Genomic DNA, 15,330 nt, shown 5'->3' with positions numbered 1-15,330 from the left:
CCACCGATCTCGGGGCGCTGTCACCATCGTCGGCGAATGGTCGGTTGAGCGCAGCGGCGGCGCCGGTGACGTATTCGCGCGACGTCGAATCCTCGTCCGGCGTGCGGGAATCGACATATTCGCAGGATGCCCGACGCGCAGGCGCCCGGTCCGCGCCCGCACTCATGCCGCACCTCGTTGACGAAAGTTCAATGCCTGCATCACGTCCTGGGTGCCGGGTCTCTCGCCGCCACGCAGATCGCAGATCGTCCAAGCGACGCGGATGGCTCGATCGGCGCCGCGCGCGGACATGCGGCCCTGCCGTAGTGCGTTCTCCACCGGGGCGAGCGCCTCGGCGGGAAGCCGGAAACGTTGGCGCAGCGTGTGTCCGGGGACCTCGGCATTGGTGGTCCAGCCGTACTCCCGCCAACGCTCGGCGGCCGCGTTGCGCGCCGCCTCGACCCGCCCGCGCACCACCGCACTGCTCTCCGCCTCCGTGGAGGCGAACGCACCGGAAGCCTGTCCGTGCATCTGCACCCAGATATCGATGCGATCCATCAGCGGCCCGGACAACTTTCCGAGGTAACGCCGCCGCGCCAGCGGCGCACAGATGCAGTCGACATCACGTGCGGGGGCGCACGGACAGGGATTGGCCGCCAGCACGAGTTGGAAGCGTGCCGGATACCGGGCCACACCGTCTCGCCTGGCGATGCGAATTTCGCCCTCCTCCAGCGGCGTTCGCAACGCTTCGAGCACCTTGGTGCCGATCTCGGCGCACTCGTCCAGAAACAGCACCCCGCGGTGTGCGCAGCTCACCGCTCCCGGTCGCGCCGAGCCCGATCCGCCGCCCACCATCGCGGTCACCGAGGTCGAATGATGTGGCGCCACGAACGGCGGAACGGTGATCAGCGGATGATCGCCCGGCAGAATGCCCGCCACCGAATGGATCGCGGTGACCTCCAGCGACTCGCGTTCGGTCAGCATCGGCAGCAGGCTCGGAAGACGTTGCGCCAGCATGGTTTTGCCGATTCCCGGCGGTCCGGTCAGCAGAACGTGATGTCCACCCGCGGCGGCGACCTCGAGCGCCCAGCGCGCCTCGTCCTGGCCGATCACCTCGTTGAGATCGCCGCAGTGCCGCTCGGCGGAGGGCAGCGCGCCTCGGGGCGGACGCAACTGCCCGTCACCGCGCAACCAGTCGATCAACTCACGCAGGGTGGCCGCGCCGAGCACCGTGATCCCGTCCACCAGGCTCGCTTCGGCCAGTGCGGATTCCGGTACCACGACCGTGTCGCGGCCGGCCGCCCGCGCGGCGAGTACCGCGGGCAGCACCCCTCTGGCCCGCCGGACACGCCCGTCCAACGCCAGCTCGCCCAGCAATACCGAACCCGCCAGCCGCGCCGAGGGAATCGCATCGCCCGCGTCCAGCACCGCCGCGGCCAGGGCGAGATCGTAGACGCTGCCGACCTTGGGCAGCGTGGCCGGTGACAGGGCCAGGATGACCCGGCCGTCCGGCCACTTCTCCCCGGAATTGGTCACGGCCGCCCGCACTCGATCGCGCGATTCGTTCAACGTCGTATCGGGCAGCCCGACCAGGTGGATGGACGGCAGCCCCTGGCCGATATCGGCCTCGATCTCCACCAGCTGCCCGTCCACGCCGGTCACCGCCACCGAGAAGGCCCGGCCCAGCGCCATCAGAACACCGCTTTCAGATGTTCGATGACCGGATCGGACTCGGGTTTCACCAGCACCGACACCACATCGAAGCGGATCTGCCGCCACGGCCCCTGCTGCTCGTTGAGCCACAGCAGCGCCAACCGCCTGATGCGCTGCTGTTTGGTGAAGGTCACCGCCTCGGCCGGGATCCCGAATTTGACGCCGGAACGGGTCTTCACCTCGACGAATGCGGTCACCCCCGCATCCCGCCCGATCAGATCCAGCTCGCCGTACCGGCAGCGCCAATTCCGCTCGACGATCTCCATCCCGGCCGCACGCAGATACTGTGCCGCCAGCTCTTCCCCGTGTGCGCCGAGCGCCAGATTATGTGCCACCCGATCAGGATCACCGAGTCGTGCTCGCGATCCCTGGCCCCGAACTGGGGAAACAGAAAAGCTGTGGACAACCCCCGGATGTGGACAACACGCCGCCGACCCGCCGGACGCGGTATCGGCCGCCGACCGTTATTCGGGCAGCCGGAGGTCCGGCTTCTCCAGCTCCTCGATGTTCACGTCCTTGAAGGTGATGACGCGGACATGTTTGACGAAACGGGCGGGCCGGTACATGTCCCAGACCCAGGCATCGGACATGCGTACCTCGAAATACACCTCGCCGTCGGCGTTCTGCGGCCGTAGTTCGACGGAATTGGCCAGATAGAAGCGGCGTTCGGTCTCCACCACGTACGAGAACTGGCCGACGATGTCCTTGTACTCGCGATACAGCGAGAGTTCCATCTCGGTTTCGTACTTCTCGAGGTCCTCGGCACTCATCTGGTGGAAAGTCCTCCTATTTCACGACGCCGCCCCCGGCGGGCTCGCCATCCTGCGTGTCCTGACATCATCTCGCATGTGCGGTACCGGTAGCCAACCGCCTCGCTCCGGAACCGAGACGACGGACCGGCTCGGCCTCGGCCCCGCCGATCGTTCGAACATTCCGCCAGCTCTGGCGGTGCTCGCTGCTGGGCCCCAGCCGATCCAGCGCCGCGATGTGCTCCGGCGTGTTGTATCCCTTGTGCGCCGCGAAACCGTAGCCGGGCAGTCGGCCGTCCATCCCGACCATGATCCGGTCGCGGGTCACCTTGGCCAGAACGCTGGCCGCGGCGATACACGCCGCCGTCGCGTCACCGCCGATCACCGGCAGCGAGGGCGGCACGATACCGGGCACCTTGAAACCGTCGGTGAGCACATAACCGGGCCGCTGATCCAATCCTGCCACCGCGCGCCGCATCCCCTCGATATTGGCGACGTGGATGCCGATCGCATCGATTTCCCAGGCCGGAATCACCACCACCTGCCAAGCCAGTGCCCGGCGCTTGATGATCGGGAACAGCTCCTCGCGAGCGGCCTCGGTGAGTTTCTTGGAATCATCCAGACCGGCGAGCGAATCGTATGCCTTGGGCGCGAGCAGGCAGGCCGCCACGACGAGCGGACCCGCACAGCACCCCCGCCCGGCCTCGTCGACTCCGGCAACCGGCCCCAGGCCGCTGCGAATCAGGGCCGCCTCGAGCGTGCGCAGACCACCGGCCTTGCGCATCACCACTCGCGGCGGCCAGTCCCCGGCTCGTTGCCCGTTGCGCGCCACTGCACCCACCGTTCGATTATCCGTTCGCTCTTCACAACTGTGCGCGCCGGACTCCCCACAGGCCCGGCGGATGCACACAGCTGGTCAGTTCTGCTGGGGATTCTGGGATCGCACCGGACCGATCCGCCCGGGCGGCCAGATCTTGAACACCGCCTTGCCACGCACATCCTTCACCGGGACGCTGCCGGAGAACTCGTCGTCCTGATGTGCGCGTGAATCGGCGGATTCGTTGCGGTTGTCACCCATCACCCACAAATTGCCCTCGGGCACCTTCACCGGACCGAACTCCCGCCCGACCGGATTGATCGACAGCCCCATCGGCGTCTTGACCGCGAACGGCAGACCTGCCTGATACGGGTACAGGTACCGGGCGTACGGCTCGTCGAGCGGTTTGCCGTCGACCAGCACCCGCCCCTGCGCATCACAGCACTGCACCGTCTGACCGCCCACCGCGATCACCCGCTTGACCAGGTCGTTCTCATCCGGCGGCACCAAGCCGAAGAAGGAGAAGAAGTTCTGCACGCCGCGCACGGCGACGTTGCTGGAGCGATTCGTGTGGTACTCCTTGTTCCACGATCCGCTCGGACCAACGAACACGATCACATCGCCCGGCTTCGGATCACCGAAGTCGTAACTGAGCTTCTCGACGTAGATCCGGTCGCCGGTACACCCTGGACAACCGTGCAGCGTGGGTTCCATCGACTGCGACGGAATCACATACGGCCGACCGATGAACGTCACCACCAAGGCCGCGATCACCGCCGCGATCACGATCAGAATCGGCAACTCCTGCCAGAACGGGCGCTGCTTCTTCTGCTTCCTGCCCCGCGATCGCCGACGGCGCGGCACCGGCGCGCTCGCACCGTCGTCGTCCACCTCGGTCGACGCCCTCGAGTCGAATTCGTCTGCCACGCCGAACAGGTTATCCCGCCCACACCTGCGCCGGTGACCGGGATGTCGACAAGTGCCGCAACGCGTTCGGCACGACGCACTCAGTTCTGCTGCGGATCCTGCGATCGCACCGGTCCGATCCGGTTCAGCGGCCAGATCTTGAACACCGCCTTACCGCGTACATCCTGCACCGGCACGGTGCCCGTGTACTGATCGTCGATATGCCCGCGCGAGTCGAGCGAATCGTTGCGGTTGTCGCCCATCACCCACAGATTGCCCTCGGGCACCTTGATCGGGCCGAACTCCCGGCCTGCCGGATTGGTCGACACCCCCATCGCCGTCTCGACCGCGAAGGGCAGGCCTGGCTGATACGGGAAGATGTAGCGCGCGTACGGCTCGTCGAGCGGTTTGCCGTCGACCAGCACCCGCCCCTGGGCATCACAACACTGAACGGTCTGACCGCCGACCGCGATCACCCGCTTGACCAGGTCGTTCTCATCCGGCGGCACCAAACCGAAGAAGGAGAAGAAGTCCTGGATTCCCCGGACGAAGGCGTTGCTCGATCGCGTCGAGTGGTAGCCCTCGTCCCAGGAACTGCTCGGCGACTTGAACACCACCACATCCCCCGGCTTCGGATCACCGAAGTCGTAACCGAGCTTCTCGACGTAGATCCGGTCACCGGTACACCCCGGACAACCGTGCAACGTGGGTTCCATCGACTGCGACGGAATCACATACGGCCGACCGATGAACGTCACCACCAACGCCGCGACCACCGCCGCGATGACCAGCAGAATCGGCAACTCCTGCCAGAAGGGGCGTTGTTTCTTCCGCGTCCGGCCGCGCGAGGTATTCACCCGGGACCGGCGCGGCGTGAATCCGCCCGCCCGCACGTCGTCGGATTCGCGCATCGTCTCACTGTCCCGCATCACGACGAACAACCTAGCCGCACTTGGCATTCGCGGCGGGTCGATGACCCGAGAAGCCGAAAGCCTCCGGCTGTGCGGCCGGAGGCTTTCGAACAACGCGATCCCGTCAGCGGGATGTGGTCAGCGCTTTTCCTTGATCTTGGCGGCCTTCCCGCGCAGATCGCGCAGGTAGTACAGCTTGGCCCGGCGGACGTCACCGCGGGTCACCACATCGATGTGATCGATGTTGGGGCTGTGCACCGGGAAGGTGCGCTCGACACCGACACCGAAGGAAACCTTGCGGACCGTGAAGGTCTCGCGGATGCCGCCACCCTGACGCCGGATCACGGCGCCCTTGAAGACCTGGATGCGCTCCTTGTTACCTTCGATGACCTTGACGTGCACATTGATGGTGTCGCCCGGCCGGAAGTCGGGGACGTCGCTGCGCAGCGACTTTTCATCGACGAAGTCGAGGGTGTTCATTTCCGTCCTTGTGGAGTTCGCGCGAACAGAGGAACCTGGCGGCGCGCACTGGGCGCTCGACCGGTTCGTGCTCCGGATATGGGCGGTGCGCTGGGCAGATCTGCCCAAGGCAACCCGAGTATTGTGCCAGAGGACCGCGCACGACCGTTAATCGCCCCCGGTCCGGCGGCCGTGACCGGGAATTCTCGGCCGGGATTGCCCGATCGGATGCGGCGGTGCGGGTGCGGGAAGCACCGTGCGGGCCAACTCCTCCTCCGCGGCGACCCGCATATGCGCCACGGGGTCGGGCTTCCCGGCGATCAGATCCTGGACGAAGATCTTCGCACGGATCACCGGTCGCCGATAACGGCGTTCGCGCCGGATCGCGCGCTGCATCAGCCGGGGCCGGCCGGCATATCGCCAGCGCGCCCACGGTGCGCCGGGCCGGCTCAGCCGCAGCGCCCCGACGACCAGCAGAGGCAGGAAGAACATACCGAACAGTCCGGTCCAGATCTTGCCCTTGGCGATGACGATCGCGGCCAGCATCAGATTGACCAGTGCGAACAGGCTCAGGAAGGTGCGGCCGGTGGGGCTGTGGTCATGCCGGATATTTCCTACGTCCAGCAGCCAGAGCGGATGAAAGCCCAGTACCAGCAGTCCGGTCACCGCCAAAGCGACGAACACTGCGTCGACCGAGGTCCGGCCCTGTTCCTCCCAGTAGACGTCGCGTAGGTAGTAGATGAGCGCGAATTCGTCCAGGACCAGCGCGGCGCCGAGACCGAATGCCGAGGCCAGCACGCTGATCGTGCCGACCCCGCTGTGGTAGAGGGCGACCAGGCCGATCCCGGACACCAGCACCAGCACCACGCCGAACACCATGTGGTGGATGTGCACATCGCCCGCGCGCAGGTTGCCGGGCCACCAGCGCACCCGCTTGCGGATCAACCGGACGCTGAGCCGGATCAGCAGGAAACCGACGATGAATCCGAGCAGGAAGCACAGCAGCGGCAGGTGGCCGTGCGTGACCACGGTCTCGTCCAGCCACCGTCGCATACCTGCCATATCCCGTCGTTTCCGCGCTCCGGGGCGCGGGGGCCACCGGATCCGCGTTACCCTCCCAGCCACATTGTGCGGCACCTCCACCCCCGGCAGGGGCGCATCTCACCGGATGCCGACCGCCGGGGCCGGACACCGCGTCCTGGCGACGAGCCTACTTGCCGAATCCGGCTCGACGCAGGGCGTCGGCCATCGCGCCGGTTGGTTCGGATGCGTTGCGGCGCTGCTGGTTCCGCCCCCCTTGCTGGTTACGGCCCTGACCCTGACCCTGCTGGCCACGGCCCTGCCCGCCCTGCTGCTGATTGCGGCCCTGCTGACGCGGATTGCCGCCGCCGCGCTGACCGCCCTGCTGCCGCGAGCGCGAATCACCGCGCTCGGGCTTGCCCGCGCCGGGTTCGTCGTCCAAACGCAGGGACAGGCCGATGCGCTGGCGGGCCACATCGACCTCGAGCACCTTGACCCGCACCACGTCGCCAGATTTCACGATCTCGCGCGGATCCTTGACGAAGTTGTGCGACATGGCCGAGACGTGCACCAGACCGTCCTGGTGGACGCCGATATCGATGAAGGCGCCGAAGGCGGCCACGTTGGTGACCACGCCCTCGAGCACCATGCCCGGTTGCAGGTCGGCTACCTTCTCGATCCCGGCGGCGAACTCGGCGGTCTTGAATTCCGGGCGCGGGTCGCGGCCGGGCTTCTCCAGCTCGGCGATGATGTCGGTGACGGTGGGCACGCCGAAGCGCTCGTCGGTGAATTCACCGGGACGCAGCGCCCGCAACACGGTGGTGTTGCCGATCAGCCCGGCCACATCGCGGCCGGTGGACTCGAGCATGCGCCGCACGACCGGATAGGCCTCCGGGTGCACCGCGGAAGTGTCCAGCGGATCGTCGCCGCCGCGGATGCGCAGGAAGCCCGCGCACTGCTCGAATGCCTTCGGCCCCAGCCTCGGCACCTTCAGCAGGGCATTGCGGTTGCGGAACGGACCGTTCTGATCACGATGCGCGACAATGGATTCCGCCACCGACGAAGCGATGCCCGATACCCGCGACAGCAGCGGCACCGACGCGGTGTTCACATCCACGCCGACCGCGTTCACCGCATCCTCGACGACCGCGCCGAGCGATCGGGCCAGCAGCGTCTCGGAGACGTCGTGCTGATACTGCCCCACGCCGATCGACTTGGGATCGATCTTCACCAATTCGGCCAGCGGATCCTGCAAGCGGCGGGCGATCGAGACCGCACCGCGCAGCGAGACGTCCATATCCGGCAGTTCCTGCGAGGCGTAGGCCGAGGCCGAGTACACCGACGCGCCGGCCTCGGAGACCACGATCTTGGTGGGCTTGTTCTCCGGGATACGGGAGATCAGCTGTGCGGCAAGGGCATCGGTCTCGCGCGAGGCGGTGCCGTTGCCGATGGCGATGAGCTCCACGTTGAACCGGGCGACGAGGGCGCCCAGCACGGCCAGGGATTTCTCGGTCTGATTCTGCGGCTTGTGCGGATAGATGACCTCGGTGGCGACCACCTTGCCGGTGCCGTCGACAACGGCCACCTTGACGCCGGTGCGGTAACCCGGGTCCAGGCCCATCGTGGTGCGGGTGCCCGCCGGCGCGGCCAGCAGCAGATCGCGCAGATTGTTGGCGAAGACGTCGACCGCGTCCTTCTCGGCGGACTGCCGCAGCCGCATCCGGATATCGATGCCGAGGCTCACCTGCAACTTGGTCCGCCACGCCCAGCGCACGGTGTCCAGCAGCCAGGTGTCGGCCGCGCGGCCCTGGTCGGCGATGCCGAATTTCAGGGCGATGCGGCCCTCGAAGATGGTGCGTTCACCTTCTTCGGGCTCCTCGGTATCGGGCTCGAGGTGCAGGGTGAGCACCTCCTCCTTCTCACCGCGCAGCAGCGCCAGGATGCGGTGCGAGGGCAGCGTGTCGAACGGCTCGCTGAATTCGAAGTAGTCGGCGAACTTCGCGCCCGCCTCCTGCTTGCCCGCGCGCACCTGCGAGGTGACCTGCCCCCGGGTCCACATCAGCTCGCGCAACTCGCCGACCAGGTCGGCGTCCTCGGCGAAGCGTTCCACCAGGATCGCGCGGGCGCCGTCGAGTTGCTCGGCGGTGTACTGGGCCGGATCGGTGGTCGGATCGCTGATCAGCGCGTCGGCCACCGGTTCGTGCCCGGCTTCGCGGGCGATCTGCGCCTTGGTCCGGCGCTTGGGCTTGTAGGGCAGGTAGATGTCCTCGAGCCGGGCCTTGGTCTCGGCCAGCATGATCTGCTGTTCCAGCGCGGCGTCGAGTTTGCCTTGGCCGCGAATGGATTCCAGAATCGAGGTGCGACGCTCGTCCAGCTCGCGCAGGTAGTGCAGCCGCTCCTCGAGCTGGCGCAACTGGGCGTCGTCCAGACCGCCGGTGACCTCCTTGCGGTAGCGGGCGATGAACGGCACGGTGGATCCGCCGTCGAGTAGCTCGACCGCGGCGCGCACCTGTTCGTCCCGCACGTTCAGCTCGTCGGCCAAGCGACGGCCGACGCTGGCCAGCTGGACCGGCGCGGCTACACCCGGCGCGGCACCGGCGGCATCGCCGCCCGCGGCGCTCGTGTTGACGGCATCGTTGCTGACGGATTCGCTGCTGACGGTTTCGGAGGCTGTCGTCACGCCCGCAGACACTACCGCCGCACCCCGACAGGTAGCCACAGCCCCGCGCCGAATCGACCACAGCCGCACTCTTTTCGAACGGAAGCACCCGGCGTGTTATGCGGATCCAATGCGGCGCAGCGCGCGCCGACGCCGGAGTCAACGAGCCGAGGACCCCAGGTAGGCCAGCAGGTCGTCGATCAGATCCGCGGGCGCGGCACGCCCTTTGCCGTCCGCGGCGAGGTGCCCGGCGGCGGCCAGATCCGCCGCACCGTGTGCGAGTGCGCGCAGCAGCGCCGCCATCCGCTCCGGATCTCCCCCGGGCAGAGCGCGATCCGACTGCGCCTCGGCGACCAGGGTCGTGAGCGCCTGCTGTGCGTTGTGTGCGACCTCGGCCAGCTCCGGTGACTCATTGGTCCAACGACCGAAGACCAGCTTGAAGCGCGCCGGATGTTCCCGCGCCCAGTCGGTGTACCCGTGCAGTACCGCGCGCACTCGCTGCACCGGGTCCGGCTGCCGCATCACCAGATTCGCGAATTGCATTGCCCGCTCGGACAACTCGCGCGCCGCGACGGCCGCCAGCAACGCCTCCTTGTTGGCGAAGTGCTTGTAGGGCGCGTTGTGCGATACCCCGGCCCCGATTCCGACCTCGCGCAGGGTCACCGCCTCCACCCCGCCCGCGTCCAGCAGGCGCAGGGCGGAATCGAGCAGAACATCACGGGTGCTGGGCGACATCCGCATATCGTAATCCGAGGTTGACAACGTCAACCTGGCCGCTTAGGTTGACGTTGTCAACCCAAGCTCATCCGGGAGGAATCATGAACGCATCGTCGACCGCGGTGGTCACCGGGGCGACCGGCGGTATCGGGGAGGCCATCGCACGCGGGCTCGCCGCGACGGGCCGCCGGGTGGTGCTGGTCGGACGCGACGCGGACCGCCTGTCCGCGGCGCGGCGGCGAATCCGGGAGGCGGTACCGGAGGCCGGCCTGCGGACCGAATTGGCCGATCTGTCCCTGCTGAACCAGGTGCGCGCCCTCGCCGAGCGACTGGACCCCACCGGAATCGATATCGTTATCAGCAACGCCGCGGTGGTCGCACCGCTCGCCGAGCACACCTCCGAAGGGATCCAGCGCACCCTGGCGACGAATCACCTCGCGCCCTATCTGCTGCTTCGCTCGCTCGGCGAAAAGCTCGCCGCCACAGGACGATCCGCACGACTCGTCGTGGTCGGAGCCTCCCCGGCCGCACTGCGCCGGATTCCCGTGAACCTGGACGATCTGGGCTTCGCCGACGAGCGCGGTATCGGGATTCCGCCGAGCTTCCGGCCCTTCGTCGCCTACGGCCGCACCAAGAATATGAACGCCATGTTCGTCTACAGCCTCGCTCGGCGACTGGCGGGAACCGGTGTCACGGTGAACGGCGCACACCCCGGGATCATTCGCAACACCGGCCTGGGACGCGATTCCGCACGCGGCCTGCTGCGCGCGTTCGCCTGGACGCAGTGGGTGAACCCGCTCCTGCCCGGCCCCGAGGCGGGCGCGGACACGCCCGTCTGGCTCGCCACCGCGCCCGAACTCGGCACCGTCACCGGACGATTCTTCGTGCGCCGCAGGGAAGTTCGAACCGCACCGCACACCACCGACCGCGCGCGACTGGACCGGCTCTGGGCCGAGAGCGCCGCGTTGACCGGCCTGCCCGCATGACGGGTATCGGCGTGCCGACCGAATGGGTTGGCGCCCGTACGGGTTCCGAGGCCCTCTCCCCATCCCAGGCCGGGCCGAAGATCGGTAACAGGCGGGGCGTGACCACGAAACTTTGTTCCGGCAACCGCTAGGCTCGGGTGACCGTCCCTAATCCGGTTGCCACACAAGGAAATCGGTCCATCCACTGATACCCAGTGGTTATGCTTGCCAGGCAAGGACTTTCGGAGGTTGCGGGATATCGCGGCGCGCGCGAGCCCGCAAGAATCGGGCGAGAACTACAACTCCTCCGCAGCGTCGATCGACAAGCCCCGAAATCACTCCGGCGGCAGCAGATCCGGGCGACGCTCGCGGGTTCGGGACAGGGACTGTTCGCGCCGCCAGGCATCGATCTTCGCGTGATTGCCGGACAACAGGACTTCCGGAACATCCAGCCCGCGCCAGGTGACCGGGCGGGTGTAGCTGGGCCCCTCGAGCAGTCCGTCGGAGAACGAATCCTGTTCGTGCGACTGCTGATTGCCCAGCACGCCGGGACGCAGGCGGACCACGGCCTCGGTCATCACCAGAACCGCCGCCTCGCCGCCGATCAGCACGTAATCGCCGATGCTGACCTCCTCGACCCGGACGCGCCGGGCCGCGTCGTCGAAGACGCGCTGATCGATACCCTCGTAGCGGCCGCAGGCGAAAACCAGATGGCGTTCACCGGACCACCGGTGCGCGGTGGCCTGGGTGAACGGAACCCCCGCCGGCGTGGGTACCACCAGCAGGGCGTCGTCGGGGCAGACCTCGTCGAGCGCGTCACCCCACACCGTGGGTTTCATGACCATGCCCGGGCCGCCGCCGTAGGGAGAATCGTCCACGGCCTTGTGCACGTCGTGAGTCCAGCGGCGCAGGTCGTGCACGCCGAGTTCGACCAGGCCCTTGTCGATGGCCTTGCCCAGCAACGCCGTTCGCATCGGCTCGAGGTATTCGGGGAAGATCGTGACGACATCGATGCGCAGCGCTGCGGAGGATTCGCCGACGCCCTCGGGCATTGCTCTACTCCTTGTCGAGCAGTCCCTCGGGCGGATCGATGACGATCAGGCCCTCGGCGACCGATACGGTGGGCACGATCGCGGTGACGAACGGAATCAGGATCTCCCGGCCCGGCCCGGCGGAAGGCTCCACGCCGTCGAAGCTCGCCGCCGCCCGCACCGAAAGCAGCTCTCCCGCAGCCGAATGCAGTACCTCGTTCACGGTGCCGACCACGGTGCCGTCGGCCAAGCGCACCGAAAGCCCCTCGAGCTCATGGTCGTAGAACTCGTCGGGATCCTGCGACGGCGGCAGATCGGCGGTGTCGACCAGAAAGATCATGCCGCGCAACGCATCCGCCTCGGAGCGGTCCGCGACGCCTTGGACCCGGACCAGGAGCCGGCCCGAATGTTCCCGAGCCGACTCGATCGTGAACTCCCGCACTGCGGTCGCCCGCGGCAGCCGCCCCTTCAGGACGGCGCCGGGGGCGAAACGCAACTCGGGTTCGTCGGTGCGGACCTCCACGACGAGTTCACCGCGCACACCGTGTGATTTGGCGACCCGCCCGACTACCAGTTCGATGGGCTCATCCCCGCTGGAAGCAGGCATCAACTCGCATCGGTGTCGACGACGTCGACCCGGATGCCCCGGCCGCCGATCCCGGATACGAGCGTGCGCAGCGCCGTCGCCGTGCGACCGCCGCGCCCGATCACCTTGCCCAGATCATCGGGGTGCACATGCACCTCGACGGTGCGGCCGCGACGGCTGGTGATCAGCTCGACGCGGACGTCATCGGGATTGGCGACGATGCCGCGAACCAGATGTTCGACGGCATCGGCAACAACCACGCTCATTACTCGGCCTCGGTCTCGGCCGCAGGCTCGGCCTCGGCATCCTTCTTCGCGGCCTTCTTCTTCGGCGTCACGGCCTCGGCGACCGGCTCGTTGTCGGCGGCGGCCAGCGCGGCGTTGAACAGATCCAGCTTGGACGGCTTCTCGGCCTTGGTCTTCAGCGTGCCCTCGGCGCCCGGCAGGCCCTTGAACTTCTGCCAGTCGCCGGTGATCTCCAGAATGCGCTGCACCGGCTCGGTGGGCTGCGCACCGACGCTCAGCCAGTACTGCACGCGCTCGGAGTTCACCTCGATCAGCGAGGGCTCCTCCTTGGGGTGGTACTTGCCGACGTTCTCGATGGCACGGCCGTCACGGCGGGTGCGCGCATCGGCGACGATGATGCGGTACTGGGGGTTGCGGATCTTGCCGAGCCGGGTGAGCTTGATCTTGACAGCCATGGGCTATCGCCTTTCGATGACGGCTGCCCGCGGGCAGCCTGAGTGGTCACTGCGCAATTCAGCGGCCCGCACGGCACGCGGGCCCGGTTTTGCGTTCGAGTGTGTGACCGCCGCGCGGTACGTAACCGGAGACGGGCTGACACTGTCCTCGACGAGGACGATCGACCATTCTGCCAGACGACTCGCCGACCCCGGAAATCGGCCTGCGGTCAGCGCAATTGCGCGGTGGGGATCTTCACCGGAACAGGACCGGGGGCTGTGACCACCTCACCGGCGTCGGCGTAGACCGCCTGTTCATACCCGGATTCACCCAGCTGATAACCCCAGAACCGCACCGGCCTGCCCGTCGGCATCTCCACAATCCACAAGTAGCGCACACCCGCACTCGCATAGGCCGTGACCTTGTCATCCCGCTCCTTGCGGGTATTTCCCGGCGACCAGATCTCCACCGCCAATTTCAGACTGCTCGCATCGAAACTGGCTTGGTTATGGTCCGTATCAACGATCGTCAGATCCGGGATCACGGCTGTCCGGAATCGCGTACTGATCCGCACCCCTACTCCTGGAAGAACAGTCAAATCATCGCGACCTGCGGCACGAAGGGCGTCTCGCAACAGGACGATCAGCTCAACCAGGACGTTCTGATGCAGGCCGCCAGGTGGCGGAGTCATGTGCAGGTACCCCCAGATGAGCTCGAGTCGCGATCCGTCGGCCGGGTGTTCCATCTCCAGCCACTCGTCCACTGTCGTGGGCCCCAACGGGTGGATCGTCGCAACCTCGGCGGCCATCGTCGTCTCCCAACGGAAATCAGGCGGGTAAGCAGAGCAGTACCTGTACACACAACAGTGTAACGATCACATCGCAGCAGGTCGCTGCTAGAAAATCAGCAACGGCGCGGCGCCGGAGGCGCGCCGGTTACTGGATTTTCCAGTAACTCGAAGCCTCGTCGAGTGACTCGAAGCCTGGTCGACGACGAATCACCGACACGTACGTAGTTCGCGTGCGTCACCGATGCCCGGTGACAGGGCCACCGCGCGGATACACCCGCCCGCGAAGGACGACATGGGCTGGGGTGGATAGGATTTCTGGACCGATACGCGGATCTTCCTCGTAGACAACGAAATCCGCGGGCGCGCCGGGTTCGATGCCCGGACGGCCGAGCCATTCGCGGGCGTTCCACGAGGCCGCGCCCAACGCGTCGTGGCGGGACAGGCCCGCGCCCGCGAGGGCGTCGATCTCGTCGGCGATGCGGCCGTGCCGGATCGAGCCGCCCGCGTCGGTGCCGGTGTAGATGGGGACGCCCGCGGCGTGGGCGTCGGCGACGGTATCGCGGACGCGGCGGTGCAGATCGCGCATGTGCGCTGCGTAGACGGGGAATTTGGTTGCGCTGTCGGCGATTTCGGGAAAGGTGTCGATATTGATCAGGGTCGGGACCAGCGTGGTGCCGAAGCGGGCCATCATCTCGATGGTCTCGCCGGTGAGGCCGGTGCCGTGTTCGAGGCAGTCGATGCCCGCGCCGATCAGCCCCGGCAGTGCGTCCTCGCCGAAGACGTGCGCGGTGACGCGTGCGCCCTCGCGATGGGCGGCGTCGATTGCCTCCTTCAGGACCGCATCGCTCCACAGCGGACGCAGATCGCCCGCCGAACGATCGATCCAGTCGCCGACGATCTTGACCCAGCCGTCACCGCGACGGGCCTGCTCGGCGACGATCTGCGGCAGATCGCGCTCGTCGTCCAGCTCGATACCCAGTTCCCGGATATAGCGTTTGGGCCGGGCGATGTGGCGACCGGCGCGGATGATCTTCGGCAGATCCTCGCGCTGATCGATGAAGCGGGTGTCGATCGGTGATCCCGCATCGCGCAGCAGCAGCGCCCCGGCCTCGCGTTCGGTCTCGGCCTGGTCGATCGCACCCGCGTCGTCCTCGTGACCGCCGCCGTATCGGATGCCGACGTGGCAGTGCGCGTCGACCAGTCCGGGCACGATCCAGCCTGTGGCACAGAGGGTTTCGGCATCGGGCACCGGTTCGAAGGAGATCAGTCCGTCGCGCACCCACAGCTCGCGCACGTCCTCGTCCGGGAGGACGACTCCCCGCAGATGCAATCGCATACCGCCTCCTGC

General features: G+C 67.3%; 17 protein-coding genes. 1 reads left to right on the top strand and 16 read right to left on the bottom strand.

Going from position 1 to position 15,330, the window contains the following annotated elements:
• Positions 1-162: 162 nt before the first annotated feature.
• The 10 genes from AC5WS7_RS16060 to AC5WS7_RS16015 form a co-directional block, all read right to left on the bottom strand.
• Positions 163-1,671, bottom strand: coding sequence for a YifB family Mg chelatase-like AAA ATPase (locus tag AC5WS7_RS16060; RefSeq protein ID WP_495955293.1), 1,509 nt, complete (start codon positions 1,669-1,671; stop codon positions 163-165).
• Positions 1,671-2,027, bottom strand: a complete 357-nt coding sequence (locus tag AC5WS7_RS16055; RefSeq protein ID WP_495955292.1) for a YraN family protein — start codon at positions 2,025-2,027, stop codon at positions 1,671-1,673. The genes AC5WS7_RS16060 and AC5WS7_RS16055 overlap by 1 nt, the downstream gene beginning before the upstream one ends.
• 129 nt (positions 2,028-2,156) lie before the next feature.
• Positions 2,157-2,462 (bottom strand): DUF2469 domain-containing protein, encoded by a 306-nt coding sequence (locus tag AC5WS7_RS16050; protein ID WP_011210678.1) that lies wholly within the window; start codon positions 2,460-2,462, stop codon positions 2,157-2,159.
• Between the two features lie 67 nt (positions 2,463-2,529).
• Positions 2,530-3,225: a ribonuclease HII gene (locus AC5WS7_RS16045; protein WP_495955919.1), complete on the bottom strand. Its 696-nt coding sequence runs from the start codon at positions 3,223-3,225 to the stop codon at positions 2,530-2,532.
• Between the two features lie 132 nt (positions 3,226-3,357).
• Entirely contained in the window at positions 3,358-4,149 is a 792-nt protein-coding gene (gene lepB / locus AC5WS7_RS16040; RefSeq protein WP_495955918.1) for a signal peptidase I, read from the bottom strand.
• Between the two features lie 116 nt (positions 4,150-4,265).
• On the bottom strand, positions 4,266-5,093 hold the full coding sequence (lepB, locus tag AC5WS7_RS16035) for a signal peptidase I (RefSeq protein ID WP_495955917.1): 828 nt from the start codon (positions 5,091-5,093) through the stop codon (positions 4,266-4,268).
• Positions 5,094-5,213: 120 nt separating this feature from the next.
• The gene (rplS, locus tag AC5WS7_RS16030; protein WP_040826229.1) at positions 5,214-5,555 is read right to left on the bottom strand and encodes a 50S ribosomal protein L19; all 342 of its coding nucleotides are present in this window, start codon (positions 5,553-5,555) and stop codon (positions 5,214-5,216) included.
• 147 nt (positions 5,556-5,702) lie between these two features.
• The gene (locus AC5WS7_RS16025; RefSeq protein ID WP_495955916.1) at positions 5,703-6,587 is read right to left on the bottom strand and encodes a hypothetical protein; all 885 of its coding nucleotides are present in this window, start codon (positions 6,585-6,587) and stop codon (positions 5,703-5,705) included.
• 157 nt (positions 6,588-6,744) lie between these two features.
• Positions 6,745-9,117 carry a Tex family protein gene (locus AC5WS7_RS16020; RefSeq protein ID WP_495955915.1) on the bottom strand — a complete coding sequence of 791 codons (2,373 nt, stop codon included), beginning with the start codon at positions 9,115-9,117 and terminating at the stop codon, positions 6,745-6,747.
• 255 nt (positions 9,118-9,372) lie between these two features.
• Positions 9,373-9,948: a TetR/AcrR family transcriptional regulator gene (locus tag AC5WS7_RS16015; RefSeq protein ID WP_495955291.1), complete on the bottom strand. Its 576-nt coding sequence runs from the start codon at positions 9,946-9,948 to the stop codon at positions 9,373-9,375.
• An 83-nt stretch (positions 9,949-10,031) separates the two neighbouring features.
• Here AC5WS7_RS16015 and AC5WS7_RS16010 point away from each other — a divergent pair, with 83 nt between their 5' ends.
• Positions 10,032-10,916: an SDR family NAD(P)-dependent oxidoreductase gene (locus AC5WS7_RS16010; protein WP_495955290.1), complete on the top strand. Its 885-nt coding sequence runs from the start codon at positions 10,032-10,034 to the stop codon at positions 10,914-10,916.
• 314 nt (positions 10,917-11,230) lie between these two features.
• Here AC5WS7_RS16010 and trmD read toward each other — a convergent pair whose 3' ends face one another.
• The 6 genes from trmD to AC5WS7_RS15980 form a co-directional block, all read right to left on the bottom strand.
• Complete coding sequence (trmD, locus tag AC5WS7_RS16005) at positions 11,231-11,914, bottom strand: tRNA (guanosine(37)-N1)-methyltransferase TrmD (protein WP_495955914.1); 684 nt, start codon at positions 11,912-11,914, stop codon at positions 11,231-11,233.
• 37 nt (positions 11,915-11,951) lie between these two features.
• Positions 11,952-12,506, bottom strand: coding sequence for a ribosome maturation factor RimM (rimM, locus tag AC5WS7_RS16000; RefSeq protein ID WP_495955913.1), 555 nt, complete (start codon positions 12,504-12,506; stop codon positions 11,952-11,954).
• Between the two features lie 26 nt (positions 12,507-12,532).
• The gene (locus tag AC5WS7_RS15995) at positions 12,533-12,778 is read right to left on the bottom strand and encodes an RNA-binding protein (RefSeq protein ID WP_067888384.1); all 246 of its coding nucleotides are present in this window, start codon (positions 12,776-12,778) and stop codon (positions 12,533-12,535) included.
• Positions 12,778-13,212 carry a 30S ribosomal protein S16 gene (gene rpsP, locus AC5WS7_RS15990; protein ID WP_495955289.1) on the bottom strand — a complete coding sequence of 145 codons (435 nt, stop codon included), beginning with the start codon at positions 13,210-13,212 and terminating at the stop codon, positions 12,778-12,780. Before rpsP ends, AC5WS7_RS15995 begins: the two co-directional genes overlap by 1 nt.
• Positions 13,213-13,421: 209 nt before the next feature.
• Complete coding sequence (locus AC5WS7_RS15985; protein ID WP_495955288.1) at positions 13,422-14,000, bottom strand: Uma2 family endonuclease; 579 nt, start codon at positions 13,998-14,000, stop codon at positions 13,422-13,424.
• A gap of 217 nt (positions 14,001-14,217) precedes the next feature.
• Positions 14,218-15,318 (bottom strand): amidohydrolase family protein, encoded by a 1,101-nt coding sequence (locus AC5WS7_RS15980; protein WP_495955287.1) that lies wholly within the window; start codon positions 15,316-15,318, stop codon positions 14,218-14,220.
• Positions 15,319-15,330 lie beyond the last annotated feature (12 nt).

The sequence above is a fragment of the Nocardia sp. PLKS1-43 genome (assembly GCF_059510335.1).
The sequence above is the reverse complement of the archived record's forward strand: the minus strand, read 5'-3'. Positions and strand labels throughout refer to the sequence as shown.

What these genes read in the sequence shown, in the direction of transcription:
- AC5WS7_RS15980 (WP_495955287.1), bottom strand. Translation starts at nt 15,318, where the DNA reads ATGCGATTGCATCTGCGGGGAGTCGTCCTCCCGGACGAGGACGTGCGC.
- AC5WS7_RS16050 (WP_011210678.1), bottom strand. Translation starts at nt 2,462, where the DNA reads ATGAGTGCCGAGGACCTCGAGAAGTACGAAACCGAGATGGAACTCTCG.
- lepB (WP_495955917.1), bottom strand. Translation starts at nt 5,093, where the DNA reads ATGCGGGACAGTGAGACGATGCGCGAATCCGACGACGTGCGGGCGGGC.
- AC5WS7_RS16015 (WP_495955291.1), bottom strand. Translation starts at nt 9,948, where the DNA reads ATGTCGCCCAGCACCCGTGATGTTCTGCTCGATTCCGCCCTGCGCCTG.
- AC5WS7_RS15985 (WP_495955288.1), bottom strand. Translation starts at nt 14,000, where the DNA reads ATGGCCGCCGAGGTTGCGACGATCCACCCGTTGGGGCCCACGACAGTG.
- AC5WS7_RS16060 (WP_495955293.1), bottom strand. Translation starts at nt 1,671, where the DNA reads ATGGCGCTGGGCCGGGCCTTCTCGGTGGCGGTGACCGGCGTGGACGGG.
- AC5WS7_RS16025 (WP_495955916.1), bottom strand. Translation starts at nt 6,587, where the DNA reads ATGCGACGGTGGCTGGACGAGACCGTGGTCACGCACGGCCACCTGCCG.
- AC5WS7_RS16010 (WP_495955290.1), top strand. Translation starts at nt 10,032, where the DNA reads ATGAACGCATCGTCGACCGCGGTGGTCACCGGGGCGACCGGCGGTATC.
- AC5WS7_RS15995 (WP_067888384.1), bottom strand. Translation starts at nt 12,778, where the DNA reads ATGAGCGTGGTTGTTGCCGATGCCGTCGAACATCTGGTTCGCGGCATC.
- rpsP (WP_495955289.1), bottom strand. Translation starts at nt 13,212, where the DNA reads ATGGCTGTCAAGATCAAGCTCACCCGGCTCGGCAAGATCCGCAACCCC.
- AC5WS7_RS16045 (WP_495955919.1), bottom strand. Translation starts at nt 3,225, where the DNA reads ATGCGCAAGGCCGGTGGTCTGCGCACGCTCGAGGCGGCCCTGATTCGC.
- rplS (WP_040826229.1), bottom strand. Translation starts at nt 5,555, where the DNA reads ATGAACACCCTCGACTTCGTCGATGAAAAGTCGCTGCGCAGCGACGTC.